Source organism: Gorillibacterium timonense (assembly GCF_001457415.1).
In the GTDB taxonomy this organism is placed as follows: Bacteria; Bacillota; Bacilli; order Paenibacillales; family NBRC-103111; genus Gorillibacterium; species Gorillibacterium timonense.
On record NZ_LN881723.1, the window covers coordinates 744,360 to 755,583 of the forward strand.

Consider the following 11,224-nt stretch of genomic DNA (forward strand, 5'->3'; position numbering starts at 1 on the left):
GTCGAGCCTCCCGATTAGAGTTTCCGATAGATGAGAAAAGCGCCCACCATACCGGCTATGCACAGCAGGTTAAGTCGGATCGTTAAGTTGATATCGTATTTCAGCACTTGGAAATCCGCTTTCGGATGCCAATAAATCTCCGCTGCATTCGTCAAGAAGCCGATGCCTTTCACCGAAGCGAGAAGCTCCGTCAAAATGAGTCCGGTCATGAGACCGAGGATTAGAAACAGCGTCAAGGTAAGATTCGTCTTCTTCATGAGTTGGCCCCACCTGATAAGGTATGTAAATGTCGATCAAAGTATATTATACGGACGAATCAAGGTTCTGACAATGAATCGAAAAGGAAGAGCCGCACCCGCTTATCGGGGTACGGCTCTTCTTGCAAGGGATTGAAATTTTGATCCGTTCATGCCTGGCCGAGCTCTTATCGTCCCCATCGGCGACTCATTACCCGCTCAGGTTAATTGCTTGCGAGGGTCCCAAGCAACTGCTTCTGGGCGAGCAGGCATTGGATGAGGTTGGACTGAGCTTGATTCAGGAGAGAGGCGGAAGGGTTCTTCACGTATGCTTCGAGGGACTTCTCCGCTGTATTGATGGCGTTGTCCATCTTTTGCAGCAGTGTCTTCACACTTGCAGGCGCTTCTCCCTTGACGGCAGAAGCTTGCTCGGTCCAAGCTTGATGAGCCTTCTTGATCGAGCTCAGCGACTCCGCGTCCAGAGGGGTAACCGAATCCTCTTCCAGATGGACGAGGGTGATTCCCGCCATGATTTTGGTAAGACGGTTGGTCTCCTCCAAATAATTTTGCAGTGGGAGGGTATCCCCGCTCCATTCCACGCGGCTTACGGCCGGGAGCTTAAATTCCTTGGCGTACACCTCGAATTGGTTTGCCTTCAGCTTCTCTTCCAGCGTTCGTGCACTTTCCCGATCGGACGCTATTCCCGCGTACACGAAATAGAAATCCCCCGGCTCCGTGGCAGCCGCATATCCGGAATCATCGAGCGCTCCTGCGGCGGCCGCCGCCGCTTCCGCACTGCTAAACTTGCCGTTCTGGAGAAGAACGAAAGCTTGCTCCGGCAAGGTGATATTCGCTTCGGCGGTGACGGGAGCCGCTTCTCCCGAACCCGTTGAATCCGCTCCGGCAGCATTGCCATTGTCCCCTTGATTGGATTGAACAATGGAGGTTCCGCTTCCATCTGTGGGCGTCTTTGTATCCGCAGTCGATGACCCGTTGAAGAGAGTAAGCACGTAGTACCCGAGCATTCCGCCGAGAACGAGCGCACCCAGGAGCGAGCCGGCGACCTTCAGCCAGCCAAGGCTGCGGCGATTCGTTCTCCTCCCTTCCGGATAGAGCAGCGACTCTTCGATTTCCGGCCCTCGAGAGCCGGCTTCATACCCGCTATAGATGCTGCCCGAATCGTAACGAGTAGCCGCGCCGCGAGGATTTCGCCGAAGATCGTCCCGGTCTGCCCCACCGTCGTAGTCGTCGGAATACCGCGCGGTTTCCCAGCGAGACGAAGGGCTCGAATGAGGACGAGTCGCAGACCGTACGGAATGGTCATTCCACTCTTCATAGGGATCGCGGTTTCGTTCATGACGGGAGCGGTTATCCGACTTCCGAATCAGGCTCTCGATACGGATGGTGTCGTCATGAATCGAATGGTCTCTGGCAGGCCCGTCGCTCTCGTAGCCGTTACTCCAATCCCGATCGATATTCAACCCGCGCCATTCGTCCTCATAGAGGGGGACGACCTTGTCGCTCCCCCGATCTCCGTAAGTGGAATTGCCTTTCGACCGATCTCCATGGTCGAAGCCGCTGCCATAGCGGTCCGGCTTACTGCGCCCGGCTTCCCGGCTCCGGGAAGCTTCGTCCGTCCACGCCCATGGCTCCAACTGCGCGCTCCGTAAGGCCGCTTCTCGTTCGCGGCGCTTGCGCTCCTCCCGTACTTCCGCTTCATCGGGTATTTCCCAGCTTGCATAGGAGGGAGCATCGCTCCCCTGCATTCCGGTGCGATATCCATTCTCCTGCATTCTCTCGTAGGCACGTTCCGTTTCGCGATCAGAAGCAAGCTCAGGCGCATGCTCCGATGCGCGAGCTTCCGTCAGCTTGCCATCCCGGTTCCAGGGCTCCTTGGGAGCAACGGCTCCGGTTTCTTCTTCCTTCAAGCCCGTCCGGTCAAAGCGGTAGGTAAGTCTCGCCTTGTTCATCTTTCTCGCTCCCTTGTCTCATATAGGCTCATTATATGAAACAAGCTTGCCGGATATGTTAGTCCACGATAAGGGGCTGATAGGTTTTCCACTCGCTATTCTTCTTGGTGAGCGAGATCGAATGAATGAGTCCTCCCTTGTCCCCACCAACTAGCAAAAGCGTTCCTCCCTCCAATAGATAGGGAGTAGTAAAATCGCTATCCTTGGCAAGCGGAAGGGATCGCCAGGTACGCCCTTGATCCATCGTAGAATAGAGGCTTTCAATACTCTTTTCTCCATAACTGACTGCAATCCCATACTTACTCACGAAATCATACCAATACATTTCCTTTGCCAATACTTCCTTGGGGAAAGGGACACTGGGTATGTCTCTCCACGTCGAACCGCCATCGCTAGTGATACGATAGTCTCCGGATAATATACCATTCGCTGTTTGCGACAATGTCCGCTGGAATCCAAAATTCTTATCAACAAAATTGACGAAAAGAAAAGTAGTTTTCTTCGCGATCGCGAGGTTCCAAGTTCTGCCGCCATCCTCCGTCTTGTACACGCCATCCATCGTGTTGCTCCAGCCGATCTCCAAGGTGGTGAAATCGAGAGAACCGTTAGGGATTTTTTCTGCGACCCGTTTCCAGGTGGTCCCGCCGTCTTCCGTGCTGTACAGGTTGTCATTCATCCGCAGCCACCCGTGAAGAACATCGTGGAAAAGGATCTGCAGAACCCCCGAGGTCTGCTCCACGTCGCTGAGACTGGCGATCTTCTTCCAATCCCGGCCACCATTCAAAGTCTGATAAAGCGAATAAGAGGAATCGATGATCCAAGCCTGCTTCGCGTTCAGGAAAAAATTCCCCATCCATCCCTTTGTGTGGATGTCCTTGGGAATGATATCGCGAAATGTTTTGCCTTGATCGGAAGATCGAAGCAGGTTCCCCTTCTCATCCTGCCGTATCGCCCAGATGGTGGATGGCCCCTTGCCGATTAAAGCCAGACTGCTGATGTCGAGAGGCTCCCCCTTCGGTTCCCCCTTCGTGCAGCCTGATATCGACATCACGAAAACAAGTACGATGATGCTCGCCAGAACATGAATTCTCTTCATCTCGATCCGCTCCCCCTTGCTCGATCCCATTTGGTCTTTTCTCTGAAATGAATGCCGCCGACAAAGGTTAATCGACCACAATAGGCCGGTAAGTTTCCCATTCTCCATTATTCCTGCTTAGAGCAAAAGACTTCACTTCAACCCCCTCCTCTTTCCTATCCAGCAGGAGCAGAGGCCCGTCTTTCAAAACGATTGGAGTGCCCCATTCTTTATTGGAGCTTAAGGGAAGCGTTCTCCAGGAACGCCCCTGATCATGGGTGTAATAGGCTTCAATCAACCGCCCCGATTCCTGGTAGTACGCAATCAAATGGTCATCAGCCGCGACGGAAAAGGACAAGGTCGAATGGCAGCCCTCCATACGGGCGGTTGGAACGGAGGAGAGAGGAGTCCAGGTGATCCCGCCATCGGAGGTGAAGGCCAGTTGTTGGTTCATATCGGGAGCGAATCGTAGGAGCATCCCGTTCTTCTCATCGAAAAACAAAGCTTGCTCGACCAAGGAATCCGCACGGGTCTTCTTCACCGATTTCCATTGGCGCCCTCCGTCTTCGGTTTTGTAAATTCCGTCAAATCGGGATTGCCAGCCGATCATCGGCGATGTGAAGTTAAGCGCATATCCAGCAGGCAGGTCCGGATTGATAAGCGTCCAAGTCATGCCTCCGTCTTCGCTTCGATACAAGCTCGACCCATTCCGCAGCCACCCGTGCAGGACGTCGCTGAAGACCAGATTCATATCGTCCCGATTCGGGGCGATGAGGAATTCATTGGATTTTTTCCAATTTCGACCGCCGTTCATCGTCCGATATACCTTTCCCGCTTGGTCCACGATCCAGGCCTGCTTGGCATTCAAGGCAAATAAACTGGAAACACTTACGGATACAAGCCCCTTCGGCATCACCTTAAAGAAATGCTTACCCTTGTCCGTTGAGCGAAGCAAGCGTCCCTCTTCATCCGCCGCCCAAATGGCGCCCTTCCCCCCTGGATAGAAGGCGGTAAGCGAAGCGAGAGGCTTCCCGGATAGATTCGATTTCGGAGAGCAGCCCGATAACCCGATTGCCAGTGTGACGATGAGAAAGCCTGCCGTGCGGCCCAGTCTGCGTTTCATGGTCGCAAATTCCTTTTCAATATTTTGGTATCTCTATCCTACCATAATTCCCCTCCAAATCGACAGAGAGCGCAAAATTGGAATGATTCGTGACGAACCGTGTCTCTATCCAAAAAAAGGATGCTCCTCGCAGCCTTTCGGCTGGAGGGCATCCTTCTTCTCGACATGCATAGCTCGGTTATTTGTTGCGCAGCCAGGACGCGAGGCCGTCCGCCGCCTTCCAGATATCTCCTGCTCCCATCGTCAGCACCAGATCGCCGCTTTCGACATGCTCCTTCAAGTATTCCAGCACGCCTTCCTTCGTCGGGATATGCCGCGCATTGGCGTTGCTGTTCTGACGGATCAGCTCCACCAGCTTGGCGGAGGTAATGCCTTCGATCTGCTTCTCTCCGGCAGGGCTGTAGATGTCGGTGATGATCACCTCATCCGCTTCGGGAAACGCACGGCTAAATTGCTCGAAGAGAAAGTACGTGCGCGTGTAGCGCTGCGGTTGAAACACCGCCACGATCCGCTTGCCGGTCGCTTTGGCGGCGCTGATCGTCGCCTGGATTTCCGTCGGGTGGTGAGCGTAGTCATCGATCACCAATATTCCGTCGGTATCGCCCAACACCTGAAACCGCCGCTTAGCGCCACGGAAGTCAACAATGGCATCCGCGACTTGTTCGAACGTCAGGCCTGCCTGCTGACAGACAATGAGCGTGGCGAGTGCATTGTATACATTATGTTTTCCCGGAACCGATAAGACGATCGTCCCGAGCCGTTGTCCGTTATGGCGAACCTCGAATGAGCTTTTGCGGTCTCCAAGCTCAAGCTCATGAGCAGTATATTCGGCGTCATGGTCGATTCCATAGGTGATGGCCTTCTCTCCCAGCTCCGGCAGGAGCGCTTGCAGATGGACATCATCCGCGCAAACGACCGCCTTGCCGCCGTCTTTGACCTGGCTGAGGAATTTGCGATAGGCTTGTTTCAGATTTTCAAAGTCTCCGTCGTAATGCTCCAAATGGTCGGCTTCGATGTTAAGAACGACCGCCAATTGAGGATGATACTGGAGGAAGGAGCCATCGCTCTCATCCGCTTCGGCTACGACATAGTCGCCCTTGCCTGCCTTCGCATTGCTGCCCAGGTTCATGACCTCTCCGCCGATAATGTAGGTCGGGTCTTGGCCGCACAATTCCAGTACCAGCGCCATCATGGAAGACGTCGTCGTCTTGCCGTGCGCCCCGGCGACGGCGACACCCTTGCGCTCATTCATCAGCCTGGCCAGCATCTGTGAACGGTGCAGAATCGGAATGTGCCGTTCCTCCGCCTCCCTCTTCTCAACGTTATCGTTCGATAGAGCGGTGGAGTACACAACCAGGTCAGCTCCGCGCACATTTTCGGCTTCATGGCCGATATACACACGAGCGCCTTTGGCGGCAAGCTTCTCGGTCAGCTCCTGCTGGACCAAGTCCGATCCGGATACTTCATACCCCATCTCCAGCATCACCTTTGCGATGGCGCTCATACCGTACCCGCCGATACCGATAAAATGAACATGCTCTAATGGATTCAAGTGAGTTCACCAACCTTTTTCTGATTCGGACCGATTCAGCACCCAGCTGCGCACATCGGAGATGAGATAAAGCGTCCCCGACACGACGGCAAGATCGCCTTCCCCGGACTGTTCCGTCAAGCGTTCAAGTGCGAGCTTCCATTCCGGTTGAACGGAAACCTCGAGCGACAAATGAAGCTCCTCCATCAGGCTCCGGGCCTTCGCGGTAAGCTCGGCCGCATCCAGCTTCTTATGATAATCGGGCTCCGTGAAGATCACGGAATCCGCCAAGGGGAGGACATGGCGCAAGAATCCGCTATGATCCTTGCTGGCGATCATTCCGATCATAAGGTGAAGCTTGCGGTAGCGAAAAGACTCCCGAAGAGCCGAAGCCAGCGCTTCGCCTCCTTCGGGATTATGCGCCCCATCCAGCAGCAGCCGCGGTTCCTCTCGGACCAGCTCCAGGCGTCCAGGCCAGCGAGTATGACGGAAGGCCGCATAGAGCAGCTCTTCCTCCAGCTGAACAGCGCCGTACTGCCGCAGAACCTCCAGGGCCATCAGCGCAACCGAAGCGTTTTTGAATTGATGCGGTCCGTTGAGGGATACGGGAACCGATTCGTAGGCTCGAAAAGGCCCCTGAAACGACATGCTTTGCTTCCCTGCCGCGGCTTCTTCCGGCCGAAACTGATACTCCCGCCCGAGCAGGTACAGAGTGGAGCGCTTTTCGCGGCATACGCCTTCGATGACGTCCAGCGCTTCCCTTTGCTCCACTGCACTGACCAACGGAACGCCGGGCTTGACAATCCCGGCTTTCTCTTCAGCAATGGCGGCGATCGTGTCGCCGATAATCTCCATGTGATCGTGACCGATGTTCGTAATGATGGAGAGGACCGGCGTCACGATGTTCGTGCAGTCTCTTCTGCCCCCGAGCCCGGCTTCCCAGACGACATAGTCCGGGAACACCACGCGGGCAAAATACAGAATGGCAATCGTCGTCACCAGCTCAAACATGGTTGGAGCGCCTTGCTCCGTTTCCTCCATTTCGTCGGCGAGAGGCTTCACCAGATTGGTGAGCCGAAGGAGAACTTCCTCCGGGATATCGCGTCCGTTGTACTGCAGGCGGTTCGTAAATTTCACGATATAAGGCGATGTGAACGTGCCCACATCATACCCGTTTCGCAGGAGCGCTTCCGTTAAGAAAGCGCAAGTGGAGCCCTTGCCGTTCGTACCGGCCACATGAATGAAGCGCAGCCGGCGCTCGGGATGGTCCAGGAGCTCCATCAACCGTTCCATTCTCCCAAGTCCTTGGCGTATGCCGTGAAGAGGCACCTGGCTGTTGATCCAGTCGACAGCCTCCTCGTAGGTCTTGAACGGAGCGGCTTCCCCGGACTTTTCCAAGGGAGAGCCGCCGTTATCGATCCTGTCCGGCGCATCCAATCTAGATCCGGTCATCATCCGTCGCATCCTTTTTATATATATGAAGCTTTCCCTGAGTTCGGTCCGTTTTTTCAAGAGCGATCAAACGGAAATCACTCGGAGCGACTGCTCCTTACGCTTGAAGCTCTTCGAGCCTTGCGGCGACCTTGCCGCGTTTCTCGGCGTAGTCCGCCAGCTTGGCTTTTTCCTCGTCGATCACTTTGGCCGGCGCCTTGGAGACAAAGCCTTCGTTCGCCAGCTTCTTCTCGATTCGCTCGACTTCTCCTTGCAGCGTGGCGAGCTCCTTCGTAAGGCGCGCGACTTCCTGCGCGATGTCGATCAGACCCGACAGCGGCAGATAAAGCTCAGCCCCCGTAACGACAGCGCTCATCGCCTTGTCTGGAGCGGAGAGCGATAGGCCGATCTCGAAGGTATTCGTCCCGCAGAAGCGGCGCAGATAATCAGCGTTGCGCTCCAGAATGTCCGCATTGTCGGCGTCGGCCGGACGAACGAGCAGGTCGATCTTCTTGCTCATCGGCACGTTCACTTCCGCCCGGATATTGCGGACGGCGCGAATGGCTCCCATGAGCAGCTCCATCTCGCGAACCGCATCGTCCGCAACAAAAGCCGGATCGTAAACCGGCCATGCTGCGAGAGTAAGGGTCTCTCCTTCATGCGGCAGGTGCTGCCAAATTTCCTCTGTGAGGAACGGCATGAAGGGATGCAGAAGCCGGAGGGTGCGATCGAGCACATAGGCAAGGACGGAACGGGTCGCCGCTTTTGCTTCCTCGTCCTGGCCGTACAGAGAAAGCTTGCTGAATTCGATGTACCAGTCACACAGGTCATCCCAGATAAAATTATACAGGACGCGGCCGGTTTCACCAAACTCATAGGCATCGATCAATCGGGTCACATCGCTAGCTGTCTCGTTCAGGCGATGCAGAATCCAGCGGTCGGCGGTTCCGAGCTTCCCGGTCAAGGAGATTTCCTCTGCCTTGAGGTCGCCCAGGTTCATCCGCACGAAGCGGGAGGCATTCCAGATCTTGTTGGCGAAGTTGCGGGCCTGCTCTACGCGCTCGATGCGGAAGCGCAGATCTTGCCCGGGCGTGATTCCGGTCGATAGCATGTAGCGCATCGCATCGGCTCCGTACTGCTCGATGACCTCGAGTGGATCGACGCCGTTGCCAAGGGATTTGGACATTTTGCGGCCCTCGGAATCGCGAACGAGCCCGTGGATGAGCGCGTGCTCAAACGGCTTTTGGCCGGTGAACTCGATCGAACTGAAGATCATCCGGGATACCCAGAACGGGATGATGTCGTAGCCCGTCACCAGCGCCTGAGTAGGGAAATATCGGTTCAGGTCCGCCGTTTGCTTCGGCCAGCCGAGCGTAGAGAACGGCCAGAGCGCGGAGCTGAACCAGGTGTCCAGGACATCCTCATCCTGCCGAAGCTTTGCGCTGCCGCATTTCGGACAAGTTGTCAGATCTTCACGGGAAACGTGCATGTCGCCGCATTCCTCACAATACCAAGCTGGAACGCGGTGTCCCCACCACAGCTGACGGGAGATGCACCAGTCGCGAATATTTTCCATCCAGTGCAGGAAAGTCCGCTCGAAGCGGTCGGGGTAGAAGACCGGCCCGTTGCCCGAAGTCTGGGCGGCGATGGCGGCATCCGCCAGCGGCTTCATCTTGACGAACCACTGCGTGGACAGATACGGCTCGACAACCGCGCCGGAGCGCTCACTGTGGCCGACCTGGTGAAGATGCTCCTCAATCTTGACCAGCACGCCCGCTTCCTTCAGATCCTCAACCAGCTGCTTGCGGCAGGCGAAGCGGTCCAGGCCCTGATACTTGCCCGCATTCCCATTCATCACAGCCGATTCGTCCATGACGAGAATTTGTTCCAGGTTATGGCGTTTGCCAACTTCAAAGTCGTTCGGGTCGTGGGCGGGCGTGATCTTGACGGCACCGCTGCCGAATTCCTTCTCGACGTATTCGTCGGCGATGATCGGAATTTCGCGGCCAGTAACCGGCAGGACGAGCAGCTTGCCGATCAGGTGCTTGTAGCGTTCATCCTCCGGATGGACCGCGACTGCCGTATCGCCCAGCATCGTCTCGGGACGGGTGGTGGCAACCGTAATCGAGCCGCTTCCGTCCTTCAAGGGATAGCGCAGGTGATAGAGCGCGCCTTGAACTTCCTTGTATTCCACTTCGATATCCGACAGCGCCGTCTTGGCGGCCGGGTCCCAGTTGATGATGTATTTGCCGCGGTAGATGAGGCCTTTCTCGTACAGCCGAACGAATACTTCCCGCACGGCTTCGGACAATCCCTCGTCCAAGGTGAACCGTTCCCGCGAATAATCAAGGGAAGCGCCAACCTTCGCCCATTGCTCGCGAATGCGGCCGGCGTATTTGTCCTTCCAGCTCCAGACCTCTTCGAGGAATTTCTCGCGTCCGAGGTCATAGCGGGTTACGCCTTCCTCGCGCAGCTTTTGTTCCACCTTCGTCTGCGTGGCGATTCCCGCGTGGTCCATGCCCGGAACCCAGAGAGCATCAAAGCCTTGCATCCGCTTCGTGCGGATGAGGATGTCCTGCAGCGTCAGATCGAGCGCATGGCCGATGTGCAGCATCCCCGTCACGTTCGGGGGCGGGATCACAATGGTGTAGGGCTTCGCTTCGGGGCGCTTGCCCGCTTCAAAATAGCCCTCGCTCACCCAAATGTCATACCATTTTTGCTCGGCGAGCTTCGGGTCGTACGTCGTTGGCATTTCATCCGGAGCGATTCCGGGAGCTGCCGTTTGCTGATTGTCGGTCATCGCGATTGCCTCCTGTTCCTTATGAGAAAAAATAAAAAAGCGCCTCATCCTCGTGAAAAGGACGAAGCGCTTTACGCTCTCCGTGGTACCACCTTCATTCCGCATCCGCCTGTTCAGGCAAAGACGCGGCGCTCAAAGCAGATAACGGCTGCCGCCGGCGGTTTGGTGATCCTCCCCGCAGCTCCCGGGCGACCTTCGGCGGCAACTCCCTGCGGACCTCCCAGCCGATGCCGGTCCGCTCTCTGAAGGGCTTTACTCCTGCCTACTCTTCCCGTTCCATGCAGATTTCATGATAAGGTCTATCTGACTTTCTTATCATATACATATTTGTGAGAGGAGTCAATGTTGCGGCCGCCCCTAAGTCTCAGTATGCCCAAAAGAAGAGGTGCTCTATGCGAAGATGGTGGTGGAAGTTCCGGTTTACCCTGCAAGCCGCCCTGTTTCCGATCATCTGCATCCAATTTGTCCGAACGCTGTTGCTGCCGAATCCGCTCGATGTGTTCCTTCTCTTTGTCTTCTTCCTCGCCTATCTGGGCTTTCTGTTTCATGTCTATTAAGAAAGAGCAAGCCCTCATGCTCGATTTCTATTGCGCCTGCATTCCGCTCTCCTGTATAATCATACCAAACTGAATCCTGTGGGAACAGGTGCTCCGGTACGTTTAACCGGAGCTTAAAAGGGAAGCCGGTGAAAAACCGGCGCGGTCCCGCCACTGTGAACGGAAGAGTCCAGGCAACACCGCCACTGGTCGCAAGACTGGGAAGGCCGCCGGATGGGCGCTAGATTCCGTGAGCCAGGAGACCTGCCTGTTCTGACAACACTGTTTTTACCTACGGAAGATAGGGAGGTGTTAGAGTGGCTGCCTGCGTGAAGACCATACGGAGAGCCTCTTTATCCTACTCGCTTACCGGATAAAGAGGCTTTTTTATGTTTCTTGTGATTCGTACCTTTGTGCGGCGGATCGTTCGATCGGATGAATCCCACCGGGATTGTCCGAGAGAAGGTCGGTTTGTGTCGTTTCCGTCATTAGGAAGCCGGGTATTCCGGTAGGATTCTAACC

The 11,224-nt window shown here is 55.6% G+C and carries 8 protein-coding genes, 1 riboswitch and 1 other annotated feature; of the genes, 1 reads left to right on the plus strand and 7 read right to left on the minus strand.

All coding sequences use genetic code 11. From position 1 onward, the window contains the following. Positions 1-14 precede the first annotated feature (14 nt). From BN2684_RS11100 to BN2684_RS11130, 7 genes are all read right to left on the minus strand, one after another. Complete coding sequence (locus BN2684_RS11100) at positions 15-257, minus strand: DUF4321 domain-containing protein (RefSeq protein ID WP_058302217.1); 243 nt, start codon at positions 255-257, stop codon at positions 15-17. A gap of 203 nt (positions 258-460) precedes the next feature. Beyond that, on the minus strand, positions 461-2,206 hold the full coding sequence (locus BN2684_RS11105; RefSeq protein ID WP_058302218.1) for a hypothetical protein: 1,746 nt from the start codon (positions 2,204-2,206) through the stop codon (positions 461-463). A gap of 58 nt (positions 2,207-2,264) precedes the next feature. Then, positions 2,265-3,302, minus strand: coding sequence for a WD40/YVTN/BNR-like repeat-containing protein (locus tag BN2684_RS11110; protein WP_159065786.1), 1,038 nt, complete (start codon positions 3,300-3,302; stop codon positions 2,265-2,267). A gap of 67 nt (positions 3,303-3,369) precedes the next feature. Then, positions 3,370-4,404, minus strand: coding sequence for a WD40/YVTN/BNR-like repeat-containing protein (locus tag BN2684_RS11115; protein ID WP_058302220.1), 1,035 nt, complete (start codon positions 4,402-4,404; stop codon positions 3,370-3,372). A 178-nt stretch (positions 4,405-4,582) separates the two neighbouring features. Next, complete coding sequence (gene murC / locus BN2684_RS11120) at positions 4,583-5,956, minus strand: UDP-N-acetylmuramate--L-alanine ligase (protein WP_058302221.1); 1,374 nt, start codon at positions 5,954-5,956, stop codon at positions 4,583-4,585. A 6-nt stretch (positions 5,957-5,962) separates the two neighbouring features. Next, the gene (locus tag BN2684_RS11125) at positions 5,963-7,387 is read right to left on the minus strand and encodes a bifunctional folylpolyglutamate synthase/dihydrofolate synthase (protein WP_058302549.1); all 1,425 of its coding nucleotides are present in this window, start codon (positions 7,385-7,387) and stop codon (positions 5,963-5,965) included. Positions 7,388-7,484: 97 nt separating this feature from the next. Further along, positions 7,485-10,166, minus strand: coding sequence for a valine--tRNA ligase (locus BN2684_RS11130; RefSeq protein WP_058302222.1), 2,682 nt, complete (start codon positions 10,164-10,166; stop codon positions 7,485-7,487). Positions 10,167-10,220: 54 nt separating this feature from the next. After that, positions 10,221-10,454 (minus strand) — a binding site (T-box leader). 104 nt (positions 10,455-10,558) lie between these two features. On the opposite strand from BN2684_RS11130, the gene BN2684_RS24725 reads away from it, so the two are divergent. Further along, positions 10,559-10,723: a hypothetical protein gene (locus tag BN2684_RS24725; RefSeq protein ID WP_187385766.1), complete on the plus strand. Its 165-nt coding sequence runs from the start codon at positions 10,559-10,561 to the stop codon at positions 10,721-10,723. 69 nt (positions 10,724-10,792) lie between these two features. Next, positions 10,793-10,988, plus strand: a riboswitch (cobalamin riboswitch). Positions 10,989-11,224: the final 236 nt, after the last annotated feature.

Bases quoted from the DNA above. Each gene is read 5' to 3' on its own strand.
- BN2684_RS11105 (WP_058302218.1), bottom strand. From the start codon at position 2,206: ATGAACAAGGCGAGACTTACCTACCGCTTTGACCGGACGGGCTTGAAG.
- BN2684_RS24725 (WP_187385766.1), top strand. From the start codon at position 10,559: ATGCGAAGATGGTGGTGGAAGTTCCGGTTTACCCTGCAAGCCGCCCTG.
- BN2684_RS11125 (WP_058302549.1), bottom strand. From the start codon at position 7,387: ATGACCGGATCTAGATTGGATGCGCCGGACAGGATCGATAACGGCGGC.
- BN2684_RS11115 (WP_058302220.1), bottom strand. From the start codon at position 4,404: ATGAAACGCAGACTGGGCCGCACGGCAGGCTTTCTCATCGTCACACTG.
- BN2684_RS11130 (WP_058302222.1), bottom strand. From the start codon at position 10,166: ATGACCGACAATCAGCAAACGGCAGCTCCCGGAATCGCTCCGGATGAA.
- BN2684_RS11110 (WP_159065786.1), bottom strand. From the start codon at position 3,302: ATGAAGAGAATTCATGTTCTGGCGAGCATCATCGTACTTGTTTTCGTG.
- BN2684_RS11100 (WP_058302217.1), bottom strand. From the start codon at position 257: ATGAAGAAGACGAATCTTACCTTGACGCTGTTTCTAATCCTCGGTCTC.